Raw genomic sequence first — 16084 nt, forward strand, 5'->3', positions numbered from 1 at the left:
TATTATAAAAATGGGAGGTTTACAGTCGAAAATAACTATCATTTAGCGATTGAAGCGATGATGGATTTCATCAGTGCCGGTGCAATGAATGCCTCAATGCTCGCTGCAAGCGTGATCACGGCCATAGCTGCTATAAAAGACAAGAAATAACGTGCAAATTCCGGAACAAAATGAAATGAGAAACCCTGCCTTATAAAAATTTTTCTCATGAGCTTAATTGAGAATGCCGTCGATATGACAGCGATAAAAATATATACAGGGATAAACAGCAGATTTTGGGGCAGCAAGGTCACAAAAGCAAGGAGCAGGCCGTTCCAGCCCATCTGATTCACAAGAAATCCGACAGAGAACCCGACAACGACCCCTTTTAAAAATAGCAGAATCAAAATCAAAGGAAACCCGATGATTGAAATCCCAAGCACCCACATCAATCCGGTGAATTTCACATTATGGAAGAAGCTGAGTTTTAAAAGATCTTCAGCCTGCCCGGTTTTTCCATCCGCCACTTGTCCAAAAAAATGATTCAAGTAATGAAAAAGATCTTCCTTCTGTGCAATTGATAGACTATTGACAATGACTGCTCCGAAAATGATGCCCATGACAAACAGTACCATGATGAATGAATAGATGGGAGAATAGGTTTGAATGTGCCGTGTAATATAATTGGTATAAAGTTTTTTCCGCATATGCTGCTTCCTCCTGTCCTGCGATTGATACATCTTATGAGGAAAAAACAATGCATATGACTCGTTTCTCTCTATCATTTCATCCGTCAGCCTAATCTATCATTTCGCAACTTTACCGTAGCGCCCTCCTCCACCTTCTTCCAGCTGCAATTCTCCTGATCTGGCTTTCACAATCAAATCCGCCAGCCCGCCTTTCACCACCTTTTTCAATTCGCCTTCGGACACTCGATGCAGTATATTCATTTCCGATCCAAAATGGCTGTAAAGCTTTTCCTTTGTTTTGGCTCCCAGCCCGGGTAAAAAGTCAAGCGGCACTTGATGGATATAAGGCGGCCTTTCAGGGGGAGTGGTACGTTCGTCAGCCAACTCTGCAATCCTCTCCGAAACCCCTTTTGTAAACTTTTTCGAACCACAATTTGCACATGTGTCTCCCTGCTTCAATGTGAAACACTTGGCACATGCCGTCCGGTAGTATTTACCGAGAAATGGATTAAGGCCGTAATTTTCGTCAATTGAATTCCCATCCATACCATGCAATGCTTTTTTGACTGCGCTGAAAGTTGGTGCTTCAAGAGTCATTTTTTGATATTCCCTGGCCATCTTGGGCAATGAATGCGCATCGGAGTTAGAAACAAAAGTAAATCCGTGCAGCTCCCCGATCCGGTCAGCCATCATCGTATTGGAGCTTAGACCAAGTTCCACGCCGTCTATTAACTCCGGATCCAGAACCTCTTTCAACGATTGCTTTACTCCCTTTCCGTACAGGCTTTTGAACGGAGTGAAAACATGGGCGGGGATGAACAGGCCCTCCAATGACTTTACTTTCTCTTGAATATTGACAGCTTTTTCATATACCCGCTGTGTACTGAGCTGCAGGTTCGTAACACGCGGTGACAGCCAGCGGGAAAATTCCTTCAGCTGTTTGAAGCCTGGGAAATAGGCCAGCAGATGAATCGGACCATTGCAGTTCTCATCAAGGACTTCCATTTCAGTGCCGGGAATCAATGTCACTTCATTCTCAAACCGGAAACCTCCTTCTTCCATTTCAATTAAACGGCCCTTTTCACGGAGCTGTTCCATTTCTGCAATCACTTCCGGAGAATGGCAATCGATGACTCCAACAATGTCCAGCCCTTTGGGAAACTTGGCTGTTTGCAGGATATTGGTCAGTGTCAGGGTTTTAGCTGCGGTGATTTTTACGGGCTTTCCCGTAAAAGTCCTGCCTATATGAATATGCAGGTCTACAAAATACTCATTCATACCATATCTTCTCCATCAACTGTAAATATTGAACGGCAAACAAGGTTTTGGCATCATAGATCCGTTCATTTCTCATACACTCAAGCGCTTCTTCAAGCGTAAGTTCAAACAGTTCAACAAATTCATCTTCATCGCCATCCGCCGGATTTTCCACCTTTTCCAGCCCGGTCGCCAAATAGAGGTGAATGATTTCATCGGCAAAACCGGGAGACGTATAAAAAGAGGAGATATATTCCATTTTACCGGCACGATAACCGGTTTCCTCCTCGAGCTCCCTTTCCGCTGTAGCCGCCGGTTTTTCCCCCGGCTCCAATTTCCCGGCAGGAATTTCAAGCAATGATCTTTCCAGTGGTTTTCTATATTGTTCCACCATGACGATTTTATTTTCATCCGTCAATGCAATCAGGGCAACAGCGCCGGGATGGCGGACAATTTCACGTTTTGACAGCTTCCCGTTTGGAAGTTCCACTTCATCCACTTGTACGCTGATGATTTTCCCTTCAAAAATTGTTTCCGTGCTTACTGTTTTTTCCTCAAACTTCTTCACCATGTTCAGCTCCTTCGTTCTATTTCATTAGCTGGTAATCATACATTTTACCATACATCAGGGAGGGATCATGATGAGAGTGAATATTGGTGAAGACCGAATTATTTTGTCTGGAAAAGCATGGGAAATCCAAGCTCTGCTTCGAAAATATGCAAAACAGCATAAGCTGGTAAAAGATTGGCTGGAGTCCTGCACAATAATTGAATAATGGAGCCGTCTTTAGATAAAATAGACAATTAAGAAAAGCGCAAGGCGCCCGTCTATCGGCGCAAAGCTAGACGAGCGCTGAAGAAGGCGTAGTTTGCCTTCATCAGCGATTGGCTTATGACCTCGGATGGCGCCTGAAGCTGGACATTACGTTAATCTTGTTTGAAGAGAAAATTCGGTAAAATTTTATACTTTCTTTAGCTTTTGAGAAAGGCGGGATATGAATGGAAAAACGCAGGCTTGGGAAATCAGACTTATTTGTATCAGAAATGGGGCTTGGCTGCATGTCACTTGGAACAGATTCCGCCAAGGCCGAAAAAATCATAAAAACGGCACTGGATGAAGGCGTCAACTATTTTGATACCGCCGATTTATACGATTTCGGCGTAAATGAAGAAATAGTGGGAAAATCCCTCGGGCCGTTACGGGACCAAGTGGTCATTGCCACAAAGGTCGGGAACCGCTGGACAGAAAAGAAAGACGGATGGAGCTGGGATCCTTCTAAAAAATATATAAAAGAAGCGGTGAAAAAGAGTCTCAAGCGGCTTGGCACAGATTATATCGACCTATACCAGCTGCACGGCGGGACCATTGATGACCCGATCGATGACACCATCGAAGCTTTTGAAGAATTGAAGTCCGAAGGCCTGATTCGCCATTACGGAATATCCTCCATCAGGCCAAATGTCATCCGGGAATACGCAGCCCGTTCTTCCATTGTTAGCGTTATGATGCAATACAGCCTTCTGGACCGGCGTCCGGAAGAAATTATGCCGATGCTTTCGGAAAGTGGAATAAGCGTTGTCACAAGAGGATCTGTGGCAAAAGGCTTATTAAGCGATAAGATGCTGGGAATGAAAGAAGATCAATGGGAAGGCACGGAATATCTGGATTACTCTTCAAATGAGATTAAGGAACTGATAGAGAGCATTCAAGCCAAACTTTTACATGCCAGGACCCTGAATGAATTGGCGCTTCAGTTCAATTTGGCAAATCAGGCAGTTGCGGCTGTTGTGGCAGGCGCAAGTACAGTTGAGCAAGTAAAAGACAATGCACGGGCGGTCAATTCTCCTGCCTTATCAAAAGAAGAATTGGCATTTTTACAACTGGCCGCCAAGGAAAGCCGATATACAGCCCATCGTTGAAAATAATTGTTCGTCAAACTTTTAACTTTTTTCTGATACTTCTGCATATATTTTGCCCGGTTATTCCAGTATCATGGTAATATGGAATTAGAATTTCTTTTACCGGAAATATTTAGGATCAGCTCGACAGCTTTTTCGTTAATATGACAAGGATTTGGCTCGTTTCGCCGCTCTTCGACGACGACATTTTTTTCAGGACTATGACTTTAGAAACGCTTATACTAAGATAAACACTTAGCGAAAAAGGCAAATCTGTTCGAAAGTCAGAGACGCAAAGCCACAGGCCTAAGGTCAATTTGACTATGGCGGCTGGGTTACCCGAATACAATTGTGTATTTATGGGAGGTAACAATGAAAAAATCAGTCGTAACGAAACAGGAAAAGCTGGACAAGGAATGGGTAGAGCTTATATTATTTGCGCTAGGTACAGGAATCAGTCCCAGGGAGATCAAGGAATTTTTTAGAGAACGCCAATAATACATAATAAGAAATTCGCCAATCGGGAATTTTGCGCTATTCATAATCTTTTATTATGTGTTATAATGTGTAAAGAGTAGGTGACTGTGTAGATGATAGGTCAACGAATAAAAGATTATCGGCTTCAAAAAAAATTATCATTATCCGAATTGGCTGAAAGAGCGGGTATTGCCAAATCCTATTTGAGTTCGATTGAGCGCAATATCCAGTCCAATCCGTCCATTCAAATACTGGAAAAACTTTCATCTGTGCTCGATGTTCCCGTCCATGTTCTCCTTCACGGGGAAACAGGTGAAATCGAATTGGACCACGATTGGGAAGAGCTGGTTCGCGAAGCAATGTCTTCAGGCATCTCAAAAGATGAATTCCGCGAGTTTTTGGAATTCAATAAATGGAAAATGAAGAACAAATAAACGTTCCGTGGCGATGATTCGTCTGGGCGTTTTTATTTTTGTGAAAAATGGTGAGCGCAGTTCATCGATAATTGCTCATAAATATAAAACGCTGGCCGTCTTGGCAGCGTTTTTTTTTATTCGCCTATGTCGTTTTATTGACCGTTTTTTCTTTGGGCTCCAATTGTCTGATGGCACTCCAGATTGTAAAACCTGAGTAGCCCAAAAGCAGAAGTCCCGGAAGGATAAGAAGCAGTGCACTCCCCTCTTTTGACTGGGCAAAACTGACGAAGTAACCGACATATGGAACAGTGATTCCCGTATATTCTGCGACGACATTTTCGGAAAGTACAGGCTCCATGTCTGCAGCGTTGTTATTATCGCCTTTCGTTGTATACATGACATGCTTTCCGCTTTTATCCACTTCCACTACTCTGTGAGTGACCAGTGTATTCTCATCTTGCATGAAGGTGATGACGTCCCCTTCCTTAAAGCGGGTCATATCTCCTCCGGGCTTAACTGCAATAACCGAACCTGTTTTGATTCCCGGCTCCATCGAGCCTGACAGGACGGATTTCAATTGATAGCCAAGAAATTGAGGCTCTCCGCCTGAGGCTTTTGATGATATGACTAAAAAGACCATAAGGATAAAAATAAGGAACAATACAGCGCTGATCGTATTACTGATAATCTTCCAAACTAATTTCATTCTTCTTCATCCTTTACTGAATTGGAATTTACAGGCGCTTCCTTAACCGCAGGCGGTTCGGGTTCCGGTTGTGATTCCGGCTTAGGTTCCGCAGCAGGAGCAGTTGGCTTCGATTCAGGTGCCGGCTCTGTCTCCTGAGGCTTATTGTCATTGTCAGCAGGGGGTTGCGGCTTTTCTGCCGGTTGCACCGGCTCAATTGGTTGTGACGGCTCTTTATCTTTTTTCTCATCGTTTTCAGGTTTTGGTGGTTGCTTTTCTTCTACGTTGGTATTATCCTCATTTGCTTTCTCTTGGAGCTCTTGTTCGCTCTCTTCTTCCTTATGTTCTTCCGGCTTTTCACATGCCACGGTGACTTTCTTTAGAAATTCACTTGGATGTTTTCCTTCCTGATATACCTTGAATGTATAAATTCCGGGCTCACCGGCCTTATATGTCAGCAATACACTTTCTCCAGGCTTTAATTCTTTCACCTCATGCGGGCCTTCTGATTCATCGATCATTATCCAAGATCCCTTTTCCGTTCTATATTTTCCTTGATTCGTAAACTTCGCTTTCAGTTCAACTGGGTCACAACTCTCAATCTCTTTATCCCCAACTGTTAAGCTGACATCTGTCTGTATCCACGGAACCGGCCACGTCCCTGCCCGGATCTCTCCTGCTATCTCCTTCGAATCTGTGAACTCTGCCAAAGTAGGTGAAACGAAAGTGGCAGCAGCAAACACGGACATATACCAAAACGCTCCGGCCTTTCCAGCACTTCTCAATTTTTTGTTTCTTTTGCCGTGTGTTCTTAAACGTGATTTCCTAATGGAGTCCACCTCCCATGCTCGTGCCTATAAATTATATAGAGAAAGGCGGGAGTGCCCGCCTTTTATTTGTTACCTCTTTTCACCTTTTGTTTGCTCTGCAGTAAATGTCCATTTTAGCTGTAAGGAAGCTCCTTGGAACTCGTTTTGGTCCTGTCCATTATCAACGAACTCAAACTGGACCGCCAATTTATCATTAGTTCCTGCTTTAAGCCCGCTCTTTTCAGCAAAAATACTGTGACTTAAGTTTTTAACAGCGTCTGGACTCATAGTTTTTAATTCATACAAAGTCTTACTTACAATTACATTGCTAGGGAGAAGAACTCCACTTTTGTCTTCGTTTCTGAGGAAGTTAACCTTGATATGCTTGCCAAAATCTTCATCAGTTCCTTCTACAGTGTAATCTGTTTCAATCAGAACTTTTGAAATATCCAAGGAGCCATTGTTTTCAAGTTTGAATGTTCTTGGCATCCAATCCCCTGGTTTAAGATTGCTTACATCAATAATTGTTGTTGGATTTACTGCCAAATCCAGCGTTCCTGCTGCAAATGTATTATTGGTCGCTTCTACATCACTAAAATACGCGAACGTTCCTCCCCCCACAAGTGCGATCCCCAATGCCGCCGATGCTACTCCCATACCCAACTTTTTTTTAATACTCATACCAATCTCCTCTTTCCCTTTTTGTTTTTCCTTTCGTTCTTTATAACGAATGGTTGGTTTGATTATAGTTCAAATGACCTGATTATAAAAACTTCAAATTTCGCCGTTTATTCTTAATTAAGAACTAAAATCTCACAAATGCAACCGTTTTCTCCTTCTTTCTTACTATTTCTCGACTTTATTAAGAACATTTTGTTCCTTATAATGAACATAACGATTGAAAGGTGGTAATGTTATGTGATCGGGCTGCATATTAAAGAACTTAGAGAACAGCAGGGATACTCGCTTTCCAAACTTGCAGAAAAGGCCGGCATATCAAAGTCTTATTTAAGCTACATAGAACGGGACATGCAAAAAAATCCTTCACTTCAAGTTCTCTCCAAAATTGCCCGCCCTCTCGGAGTTACAGTTGAACAGCTTTTGCAGGAAAGTATCCAAAAAGAAATCAAACTGGATAATGAATGGAAATTACTGGTACAAAAAGCAATACACGCCGGGATGAAAAAAGAGGATTTTCTGGAATATTATGAGTTCATTCAATTTAAAAACCGCCACAAAAAAAGATGAATTTCCAAGGGGGATGCCAATATGGGTGAGTATAAAGGGGACAGTCAATATCTTGATCTGGATTACGAATGGGTTTTGCTGCTGAAAGAAGCCAAGCAGTTGAACATGAGAAAAGAAGAGATTCGAATATTTTTTAAGAGTAAAAGAATTGAACGCGAGCTGTTAAAAACTAAAATGAAATAGAGCCTGGTTTTTGCCAAAAACCAGGCTCTATTTCTAATACGCATCCATGATAACATCCTCACTGACATCAAGTTCCGGCTCCGTCGATTGCTTAATATCACCGACGGAATATCCCTTTGCCACTTCCTTCAGCACCAGTCCATTTTCCGTTACATCTATCACAGCACGATCCGTGATAATCCGGTCAACCACCTTCTTGCCTGTCAATGGCAGCACACATTCGTTTAATATTTTCGGATCGCCGTTTTTGTTGACATGTTCCATGATCACGATGATTTTTCCGGCACCGTGCACAAGGTCCATCGCTCCTCCCATGCCCTTGATCATTTTGCCGGGAATCATCCAATTGGCCAGATCACCGTCTTTGGAAACTTCCATCCCGCCCAGAATAGCCAGATTCACATGTCCTCCACGAATCATGGCAAAAGATTCAGCACTGTCAAAATAGGCAGCTCCCGGAATGGCAGTCACCGTTTCCTTCCCGGCGTTGATCAAGTCGGCATCCACTTCCAGTTCCGTCGGATAGGGCCCGATTCCGAGCAGTCCGTTTTCCGACTGAAGTACCACCTGTTTGTTGTCTGAAATATAGTTGGCCACCAAAGTCGGCATTCCAATGCCGAGATTTACATAATATCCGTCCTTTATTTCCTTTTCCGCTCTTTTGGCAATTTTTTCCCTTACGGCAGCTTTACTCAATTTGCCAACCCCCTTTCTATGATCTGACTGTCCTTCTCTCAATCCTTTTTTCAAGCTCTCCCTGTATCAATCCCTGGACATAAATGCTCGGGGTATGAATACAGTCAGGCTCCAGCTCGCCGACCTCCATCAGGCTTTCAACCTGCGCAATCGTCACTTTCCCCGCAGCCGCGATCATCGGATTGAAATTCCGGGCAGTCTTTCTGTAGACGAGATTGCCCATCTTATCTCCTTTCCAAGCATTGACAAGGCTGAAATCCGCCGTCAGCGCCTCTTCCAGCACATATTCCTTTCCATTAAATTCACGGATTTCCTTCCCTTCAGCAATGGGTGTGCCAACTCCTGCGGGTGTATAAAAAGCCGGAATTCCTGCACCGCCGGCACGGATTTTTTCCGCAAGAGTCCCCTGAGGAGTCAATTCCACTTCGATTTCGCCCGCCAATACCTGACGTTCGAACTCCTTGTTCTCCCCTACATATGAGCCGATAATTTTTTTGATCTGCTTATTTTGAAGAAGAAGGCCCAGCCCCCATTCATCCACTCCGCAGTTATTCGAAATGACGGTTAAATCCTTCACTCCCTTATCAACAAGTGCCATTATCAGGTTTTCCGGAATCCCGCACAGGCCAAATCCCCCGACCATCAGGGTGGAACCGTCACTGATATCAGCCACCGCTTCCTGAAATGTTGCAAATATCTTTTTCATTCCGCCAGCCTCCTTTAAAGTTGTTCCGCCAGTTCAACGATGGTTGCCACTCCCTGGCCCCCGCCGATGCAAAGCGTAGCAAGCCCCCTTTTTGCCCCTCTTCTTCTCATCTCATGCAGGAGTGTAACCAGTATTCTCGCTCCGCTGGCGCCGATCGGGTGTCCAAGTGCAATCGCCCCTCCATTGACATTCAGGATGGACTTATCAAAATTCAATTCCCTGTCCACCGCAAGCGATTGGGCTGCAAATGCCTCGTTTGCTTCGATCAGCTCCATATCATCCAATGAAAGACCGGTCTTTTGAAGTGCCTTTTTCACAGCCGATACAGGCCCGATTCCCATAATGCCCGGATCAACCCCGGCATTGGCATTGGCACTGATAAAAGCAAGCGGGCTGACGCCGAGTTCATCCGCTTTTTTTCTTGACATGACGACAACAGCGGCAGCTCCGTCGTTGATGCCGGATGAATTTCCGGCAGTGACGCTTCCGTCCTTTTTAAATGCGGGCTTTAAACCTGCAAGCTTTGCAGCAGTCGTACCTTTACGCGGATATTCGTCCGTGTCAAAAATAATCGCCTCCCCCTTTCTCTGCGGAATTTCAATTGGAACAATCTCCTCTTTAAATCTCCCTTCCTCGATCGCTTTTACCGCTTTTTCCTGGCTCAATGCAGCAAATTCATCCTGTTCTTCCCGGCTGATATTATATTTTTCACATAAATTTTCAGCCGTGACTCCCATATGATAATTATTGAAAACGCAGGTAAGGCCATCGCTCGTCATACTGTCAACAAGTTTTTGGTCACCCATTTTGAAGCCTTCTCTGGCATTTTTCAAAAGGTACGGTGCCTGGGACATATTCTCCATTCCTCCGGCGACAACAATTTCCGCATCACCGGCCAAAATAGCCTGGGCAGCCAGATGGACGGCCTTCAAGCCCGATCCGCATACCTTATTGATCGTCATAGAGGAAACGTTTTCAGGAATACCCGCCTTCATTGCCGCCTGGCGCGCCGGGTTTTGCCCGATCCCTGCTTGGAGAACATTCCCCATTATCACCTCATCCACATCTTCCGGTTTAACTCCTGCCCTAAGCAGTGCCTCTTTGATGGCTGCCGCTCCCAAATCAGGGGCCGGCGTATTTTTCAATGTTCCTAGAAAACTTCCAATTGCTGTCCGGACTGCACCGACAATCACCACTTCCTGCTGGCTCATTTTTTTAGCCTCCTTTGAATAGTACCTACTGTAACTTTTTCGTGAAAAATTACAGAAATCCTCTTTTTGATAAAGGAAAGGGTGAAAACCGGCACTCGGTCTTTCAATAAATCTTTGAATTCCTTATAATGAAGATAATGAAACTTCTATAGATGACAACCGTATTTAAAGATATAAGCAAGTATGGACAGGAGTGGATGCAGCTTGAAATCAGTTTTTTCTTTTTTTCTGGGGATGTTAGCTACTGCTGAAGCAGTTCTTATATGGCTTATTTTGTTCTTGGGCTTTGACATGGGCTTTCTTGCGTCTTCAGGCATCTCGATCCTGGCGGGCTTTTTGACATTCTGCGGGGTCAAGTTCGTCTCAGACTACCGGTTTTTAAAAAAGAACAGGCTGACCAGAAAAGAGTATGCCTACATCCAGAAAAATCTGCAGGAAGCCAAAAAGAAGCTGGCGCGCCTGCAAAAATCATTTTTTTCCGTCAGGACGATGGGAGCCTTCAAGCAGCTGTATGAACTAAACAGACTGGTGAAAAGGATGTACTCCATTGTCAAAAAAGACCCGCGCAGATTTTACCAGTCGGAGCGCTTCTTCTTCTATCATCTTGACTCGGTTGTTGAAATATCCGAGCGGTATGCGCGGCTTGCTGCCCAGCCGGTGAAAAATGATCAAATCTATCTATCGCTGAAAGAAACGCAAAGCACTCTCGAAGATCTGAATGAATCCATTAAAAAAGACATTTACCATGTATTGTCAACGGATGTGGATGAATTACAATTCGAGTTGGATGTTGCAAAACACTCACTGAAAAAATTGGAATACCACCCCCTTGATGATGAAAGGAGCACGAAAGAATGAGTGAACCATTGAATGAAAAAGTATTGAAAGACGAATTTACGGATGGATTGGATGATCTGCTTGCCAATCCGTTCGGGGAGCAGGAGCTTGCCCTGGAGCCGCAATCGGCGGAGCCCGCTGCCCCCAAGCCAGCCAAGCTTGTGGATGCCCTGCCGGAAGAAAGCAGAAAACGGGCATTGGATCTTGCAAAGCAAATTGATCCTTCCAATCATCAGGCGATCATCTCATATGGTACGCAGGCGCAGTCACAGCTTCTCAATTTTTCAAGCTCCATGCTGGACCATGTTCAAAATAAGGATATCGGGCCGATTGGCGATATTTTGAATGAATTGATGGGGAAACTGAAATCGATTAATCCCGAAGAGCTTTCACCAGAGAAAAAGAACTTTTTCTCGAAAATGTTCGGAAAAATATCGAACTCCATCCAGGAAACGATGTCAAAATACCAAAAAACCGGCGCCCAGATCGACCGGATCAGCGTGAAGCTGAATCAATCAAAAGATGTGCTTATTTCAGATATACAGATGTTGGAACAATTGTATGAGAAAAACAAAGAATATTTCCATGCATTGAATATTTTTATTGCAGCGGGCGAGGTAAAGCTTGAGGAGATTCGGACGGAAACGATTCCTGCCCTGAAGAAAAAGGCGGAAGCCTCAGGGGACCAGATGGCATTTCAGGATGTAAATGATATGATCCAATTTGCCGACCGGCTTGAAAAAAGGCTGTATGACCTTAAATTAAGCAGGCAAATAACGATTCAAAGCGCCCCGCAAATCCGGATGATCCAGAACACGAACCAGGCTTTGGCCGAAAAGATCCAAACATCGATTGTGACGGCCATTCCGCTTTGGAAAAACCAAATTGCGATTGCACTTTCCCTTTTCCGCCAGCGGCAGGCTGTTGAAGCACAGAAACAGGTATCAAAAACAACGAACGATTTGCTTCTTAAAAACGCTGAAATGCTTAAATCCAATACGTTGGAAACAGCCCGGGAAAACGAGCGCGGCCTTGTCGATATCGAGACTTTGAAAAAAACACAGGCCAGCCTGATCTCCACGCTGGAAGAAACGATCAAGATCCAGGAAGAAGGCCGGACGAAACGCGCCCAGGCCGAGCAGGAGCTTGTCACAATGGAAAACGAATTGAAGCAAAAGCTGCTTAGCTTAAAATGACCAACAAAACCTAACAACACCACGAAAAGCCGGATACGCATAGTCCGGCTTTTCTGGCTTAGGGAGGGTGTTTACGTGAATTTACCAAAAAATGTGACCATTATTGAAGTCGGTCCCAGGGACGGCCTTCAGAACGAACAAAGTTTTGTGGATACCGATGTAAAGAAAGAATTCATCCGGCTGTTGGCGGCTTCAGGAATCAAAGAAATGGAAATCACTTCCTTTGTTTCCCCCAAGTGGGTTCCGCAAATGCGCGATGCCGCTGAAATCGTTCATACCGCCCCTGCCGGGGTCAGAAGCATCGTGCTGGCTCCAAACCGCCGCGGCGTTGACCGGGTGATGGAAACCTCCGTCAAATCGGTTGCAGTATTTGTAGGCGTCAGCAACACCTTCAACAAGAAAAATATCAACAAGCCGACGAAAGAAAGCATGGAGGAATTAAAACCTGTCATATCCGAATTGAAAAAGAAGAACTATTTCGTCAGGGCCTGTATTTCTACCGCCTTTTATTGCCCTTATGAGGGAAAAATAGCGGAAACCGATACAGTATCGCTCTGCCGGGAATTTGCAGAAGCCGGTGTGGATGAGCTGAGCGTGGCTGATACGATCGGCATGGCTGTGCCGACTGAATCATTTTCACTTTTTTCAAAGGTCAAAAAGGAACTTCCTGAACTGATGGTTGCGGCTCATTTCCATGATACTAGAAAGACAGCCTTGGCCAATATTTTTGCCGCACTGCAAGCGGGCATCGACCGCTTTGATACATCAGCAGGCGGACTCGGCGGCTGCCCTTTTGCTCCTGGAGCTACCGGAAACGTGGCAACGGAGGATGTCGTCTATATGCTGCAGCGCATGGGAATCGATACGGGAATCGACCTTGACAAACTGACTGAAGCGATTGACCTGATCGCTCCTGCCGTCTCCAGGCCAATCAATACCGGCTATTATCAATTGGCCGGAACATCCAGCTAATCGAGCAGGCTCATTCTGCCGTTCAAGATTTCAGCGGTGCTGGCAAGTTGGTAGGTATGACTCTGTTCAGAAAAATCAATTTCAAGATGATCATCAAAAAAAATAAGCTTTGATTTCTCCACCCATACAGGCATTTCGTTTGTCTGCACCGATATCTCGTCGCTTCCCCTCTCTTGCTTATCCATAAGCCTGAGGGTGGGAATGCCGCTGAGGGAGCAGCCATCGATGTCATACATCAGCTTCAGGTCCAAATCCCTGCCTGCAAGCTTTTTTTTGATTTGATTGGCTGCTTCGGGAGTTAAGGTAATGTTGACCATTTTTCTATCATCCTTCCTGCTCTTTTTTAGGAGGGTTTGTACTGGAAGCCTAAACGAGAAGCACAATTTCAGTTTTCGAAACTTCCTGTTTCTTCTCCATCAATTTTTAACTTCCAGGTCCCTTTCTCCGGAAAAGACAGTTTTCCGCCGTATATATAAATAGGACTGTTCGTCGAAGCATCAATATGTTCGGTCTCTTGCACAAAAGTATGCTCAGACACTGTTTTTCCATCCTCATTTAATAATTGTACGCCAATTTTCTTTTTATCTTTCCCTGAACTTTCTATCGTCATGTCTGTTTCTTTGCGAATCTCCATTTCTTTTGGAGATTTTTCAAGCGTATAGTTTTCCGTTTTAGGGAATGGAGGCAGGACTTCCAATGAAAATTTATCAAATAATTGGCCATCCACATAAAACGAGAGCTGCCATAACCCTTCCTCGGGAAAAGGCGTAAATTGTGTCAACACATGGGCATCGTCCCCGTAAAGACCCTCCGATAATATGCCTTCTGATAAAATGATCCTTTCATTATTGTTCGCCGCTTCAATCTCATAATCCTTCCCGGCAAGCTCTTCGGGATTTCCCCAAAAGAAAATCATCAGCTTGGCAACCCTTCTCGGATCTTCCGCGACGAAATGGTCAAAGACATTTAAAATCCCGACTTTTCCTTCAATGCCGAAGACTTCCTGCTTTGTATCCGGGAGTGTAAAGGTGCGTCCCTCCGCTGCATACTCCATATCCAACGACATTTCAGCCTTGTCGGCGATGGAAGATTCCATCTCGGAAGATTCACTGTTCATTGCGAGTTCCTGAATAAAATTTCCTCCAAACTGCGAAAAGACCAGAATAAATAAAATGACTGAAAGAGAACCGATGGCTGCTGCCGGTTTAAAGCTTTTTCTTTTATAAGTGCTGTCTTGCTGCAATTTCGATAATATATTTTGCCGCTGCTTTTTCGATAATGAATATTTAGGAAGGCTCTTTAGACTTTCTTTGATTTGCTCTGTTTCCCTCAAAATCAAACCCCTCCTCTTCCATTAATTCCTTCAACTTTTTCAATGCCCTGTGATAAGTGACATTCACGCTGTTTGGAGTGCATTTTAATATTTCGCCAGTTTCATTGGATGACAGCTCCAAAATCCCCCGTAATATCACCACTTCCTTTTGCCGGGAAGAAAGCCGTTCAATGGCATCGTATAATTGCTGCTGTTCCTGGCTTTGGATGATGATGTCCTCCGATCCGGGGACCTGCTCCTGATCGGAGGTGAAATAATGCTTGATCCTCTGCCAGACTCTTTTTCTTCTATAACGGTCTATCACAATGTTTCTCGCAATGGCTATTAACCAGGTTTTCGGATTGGAGCCCCCCTTGAATTTGGAAATTTTATTGATTGCGATCAGGAAAGTGTCCTGGACCAGGTCTTCCACATCTGTAAATCCTGTATAGTAAATAAGAAAGCTTGTAATATCCCGCTCGTATTTCTCAAACCAGTCTTCAATCGAATATTCCTTCACACCGTCCCTCCTCTCCTCTACATATTAGACGATCGGGGATGAATTATCTTACAATGAAATTTCATACCATAAAAAAGCACGCGAAAGAACCATTTCCCCGCGCATACAACTGCTTTATTCATTTGCATGGAATTTGTCCTCTGCCCTGTTACAGCCGGTTATTTATAAAAAATTCATTTTGTTCATTTACACCTAAAACGGCCTTATCAAGTGTTATTTTCAGTGGGAAAATTTCAGATTTTTTTTCGGAGAACAACCACCTTCTACCGACGCTCGTTAAAATTATGAAAACCCCGTTTTTATTTTCTTGCATGAAATGTAGAGAAGAATGAGTAATTGGTTCATTATCACTTTCAAAAATGTTGATCGCTTTCAATTGTTCGCCGACTTTGGGCGCATCTTTTACAACCAACCCAATTTCACTGATATTCAAAATATGATTTACCGAAAATGGTGATTCCTTCATCGGATTCTCCCTGTATCGTGCAATGAGTTCGACAATATTTCCTGATGGATCTTCAAAATAACAAGCATGTGCAGGCCAGAATGAAAAATCTGCCTCATCTTCCCCATCCTCTAATAACAGCGTTGTTTTTCCTTTCAACCATGCCTTTGCTTCTTGAAATTGATTGGATGGAATATTGAAAGCAAAATGATAATAAGGGGTCCCTGCTACATTTTCATCGATAAATTCTAAAATGCTTGTTCCCACTTGGATTTGAAAAGCATTTGGACTTTCACCACGAAGAGAAAAACCTAAACATTCCGTATAAAATTCTTTCATCGTCTCTAACTGAGCAGTTTGCAACGTCAGCAACTTGATTTCCATAAACAATATCCCCTCCTAAAAATTCAAGTACTTTAAATGTTTGTTTCTGTATCTAATATCCATAGAACTTCTCCTTTAAGCAAATTTTTTGATTTATTGAACTCTTGCCTTGTCCTCTTGTGATAAAATACATTAATTCCCAGTATTAAAAGAACATATATTC

The 16084-nt window shown here is 43.8% G+C and carries 22 protein-coding genes and 1 riboswitch; of the genes, 9 read left to right on the forward strand and 13 right to left on the reverse strand.

Translation table 11 applies throughout. The features are described from left to right. Positions 1-38: 38 nt before the first annotated feature. The 3 genes from spoIIM to FS666_RS00215 all read right to left on the reverse strand — a co-directional run bounded on the left by spoIIM (position 39) and on the right by FS666_RS00215 (position 2496). Positions 39-686, reverse strand: a complete 648-nt coding sequence (spoIIM, locus tag FS666_RS00205) for a stage II sporulation protein M (protein ID WP_144460308.1) — start codon at positions 684-686, stop codon at positions 39-41. A gap of 99 nt (positions 687-785) precedes the next feature. Continuing rightward, positions 786-1946 carry an endonuclease Q family protein gene (locus FS666_RS00210; RefSeq protein ID WP_144460306.1) on the reverse strand — a complete coding sequence of 387 codons (1161 nt, stop codon included), beginning with the start codon at positions 1944-1946 and terminating at the stop codon, positions 786-788. Then, positions 1939-2496 carry an NUDIX domain-containing protein gene (locus tag FS666_RS00215; RefSeq protein ID WP_144460304.1) on the reverse strand — a complete coding sequence of 186 codons (558 nt, stop codon included), beginning with the start codon at positions 2494-2496 and terminating at the stop codon, positions 1939-1941. Before FS666_RS00215 ends, FS666_RS00210 begins: the two co-directional genes overlap by 8 nt. A gap of 70 nt (positions 2497-2566) precedes the next feature. On the opposite strand from FS666_RS00215, the gene mciZ reads away from it, so the two are divergent. The 4 genes from mciZ to FS666_RS00235 all read left to right on the forward strand — a co-directional run bounded on the left by mciZ (position 2567) and on the right by FS666_RS00235 (position 4735). Then, positions 2567-2701, forward strand: coding sequence for a Z-ring formation inhibitor MciZ (gene mciZ / locus FS666_RS00220; protein WP_144460314.1), 135 nt, complete (start codon positions 2567-2569; stop codon positions 2699-2701). A 223-nt stretch (positions 2702-2924) separates the two neighbouring features. Beyond that, positions 2925-3845: an aldo/keto reductase gene (locus tag FS666_RS00225; protein ID WP_144460302.1), complete on the forward strand. Its 921-nt coding sequence runs from the start codon at positions 2925-2927 to the stop codon at positions 3843-3845. A 235-nt stretch (positions 3846-4080) separates the two neighbouring features. Next, positions 4081-4167, forward strand: a riboswitch (cyclic di-GMP riboswitch). Positions 4168-4196: 29 nt separating this feature from the next. After that, a complete protein-coding gene (locus FS666_RS00230) occupies positions 4197-4322 on the forward strand; it encodes an anti-repressor SinI family protein (protein ID WP_144460300.1) in 126 nt (41 codons plus the stop codon). A 92-nt stretch (positions 4323-4414) separates the two neighbouring features. Then, on the forward strand, positions 4415-4735 hold the full coding sequence (locus FS666_RS00235) for a helix-turn-helix domain-containing protein (RefSeq protein WP_120068233.1): 321 nt from the start codon (positions 4415-4417) through the stop codon (positions 4733-4735). Between the two features lie 124 nt (positions 4736-4859). Here the strand turns inward: FS666_RS00235 and sipW are convergent, their stop codons facing one another. The 3 genes from sipW to FS666_RS00250 form a co-directional block, all read right to left on the reverse strand. Next, positions 4860-5423 (reverse strand): signal peptidase I SipW, encoded by a 564-nt coding sequence (gene sipW, locus FS666_RS00240; RefSeq protein ID WP_144460298.1) that lies wholly within the window; start codon positions 5421-5423, stop codon positions 4860-4862. Continuing rightward, positions 5420-6151: a hypothetical protein gene (locus tag FS666_RS00245; protein ID WP_144460296.1), complete on the reverse strand. Its 732-nt coding sequence runs from the start codon at positions 6149-6151 to the stop codon at positions 5420-5422. The genes sipW and FS666_RS00245 overlap by 4 nt, the downstream gene beginning before the upstream one ends. 150 nt (positions 6152-6301) lie before the next feature. After that, positions 6302-6892, reverse strand: a complete 591-nt coding sequence (locus tag FS666_RS00250; RefSeq protein WP_144460294.1) for a CalY family protein — start codon at positions 6890-6892, stop codon at positions 6302-6304. 237 nt (positions 6893-7129) lie between these two features. Here FS666_RS00250 and FS666_RS00255 point away from each other — a divergent pair, with 237 nt between their 5' ends. Then, positions 7130-7459, forward strand: coding sequence for a helix-turn-helix domain-containing protein (locus FS666_RS00255; RefSeq protein ID WP_120068244.1), 330 nt, complete (start codon positions 7130-7132; stop codon positions 7457-7459). Positions 7460-7480: 21 nt separating this feature from the next. After that, entirely contained in the window at positions 7481-7642 is a 162-nt protein-coding gene (gene sinI, locus FS666_RS00260) for a DNA-binding anti-repressor SinI (protein WP_144460292.1), read from the forward strand. A 33-nt stretch (positions 7643-7675) separates the two neighbouring features. On the opposite strand, the gene FS666_RS00265 is transcribed toward sinI, so the two are convergent. Genes FS666_RS00265 through FS666_RS00275 form a run of 3 tightly spaced genes read right to left on the reverse strand, consistent with a single transcriptional unit; the run spans position 7676 to position 10255 of the window. After that, entirely contained in the window at positions 7676-8338 is a 663-nt protein-coding gene (locus tag FS666_RS00265; RefSeq protein ID WP_144460290.1) for a 3-oxoacid CoA-transferase subunit B, read from the reverse strand. Positions 8339-8354: 16 nt separating this feature from the next. After that, positions 8355-9044, reverse strand: coding sequence for a CoA transferase subunit A (locus FS666_RS00270; protein ID WP_144460288.1), 690 nt, complete (start codon positions 9042-9044; stop codon positions 8355-8357). 14 nt (positions 9045-9058) lie between these two features. Further along, entirely contained in the window at positions 9059-10255 is a 1197-nt protein-coding gene (locus FS666_RS00275) for an acetyl-CoA C-acetyltransferase (protein ID WP_144460286.1), read from the reverse strand. 204 nt (positions 10256-10459) lie between these two features. Between FS666_RS00275 and FS666_RS00280 the strand changes: the two genes are divergently transcribed. From FS666_RS00280 to FS666_RS00290, 3 genes are all read left to right on the forward strand, one after another. After that, the gene (locus tag FS666_RS00280) at positions 10460-11113 is read left to right on the forward strand and encodes a 5-bromo-4-chloroindolyl phosphate hydrolysis family protein (RefSeq protein ID WP_144460284.1); all 654 of its coding nucleotides are present in this window, start codon (positions 10460-10462) and stop codon (positions 11111-11113) included. Next, on the forward strand, positions 11110-12288 hold the full coding sequence (locus FS666_RS00285; RefSeq protein ID WP_120068262.1) for a toxic anion resistance protein: 1179 nt from the start codon (positions 11110-11112) through the stop codon (positions 12286-12288). The genes FS666_RS00280 and FS666_RS00285 overlap by 4 nt, the downstream gene beginning before the upstream one ends. A gap of 75 nt (positions 12289-12363) precedes the next feature. Next, positions 12364-13260 carry a hydroxymethylglutaryl-CoA lyase gene (locus tag FS666_RS00290; RefSeq protein ID WP_144460282.1) on the forward strand — a complete coding sequence of 299 codons (897 nt, stop codon included), beginning with the start codon at positions 12364-12366 and terminating at the stop codon, positions 13258-13260. Here the strand turns inward: FS666_RS00290 and FS666_RS00295 are convergent. The 4 genes from FS666_RS00295 to FS666_RS00310 form a co-directional block, all read right to left on the reverse strand. Continuing rightward, complete coding sequence (locus tag FS666_RS00295; protein WP_144460280.1) at positions 13257-13577, reverse strand: iron-sulfur cluster biosynthesis family protein; 321 nt, start codon at positions 13575-13577, stop codon at positions 13257-13259. The genes FS666_RS00290 and FS666_RS00295 overlap by 4 nt on opposite strands. Positions 13578-13645: 68 nt before the next feature. After that, positions 13646-14593 (reverse strand): hypothetical protein, encoded by a 948-nt coding sequence (locus FS666_RS00300; protein ID WP_144460278.1) that lies wholly within the window; start codon positions 14591-14593, stop codon positions 13646-13648. Continuing rightward, a complete protein-coding gene (locus FS666_RS00305) occupies positions 14547-15092 on the reverse strand; it encodes an RNA polymerase sigma factor (protein WP_144460276.1) in 546 nt (181 codons plus the stop codon). The genes FS666_RS00300 and FS666_RS00305 overlap by 47 nt, the downstream gene beginning before the upstream one ends. A gap of 148 nt (positions 15093-15240) precedes the next feature. Next, complete coding sequence (locus FS666_RS00310) at positions 15241-15921, reverse strand: toxoflavin lyase-like VOC family protein (protein ID WP_144460275.1); 681 nt, start codon at positions 15919-15921, stop codon at positions 15241-15243. Positions 15922-16084 lie beyond the last annotated feature (163 nt).

The sequence above is a fragment of the Siminovitchia fortis genome (assembly GCF_007681465.1).
In the GTDB taxonomy this organism is placed as follows: Bacteria; Bacillota; Bacilli; order Bacillales; family Bacillaceae_C; genus Siminovitchia; species Siminovitchia fortis.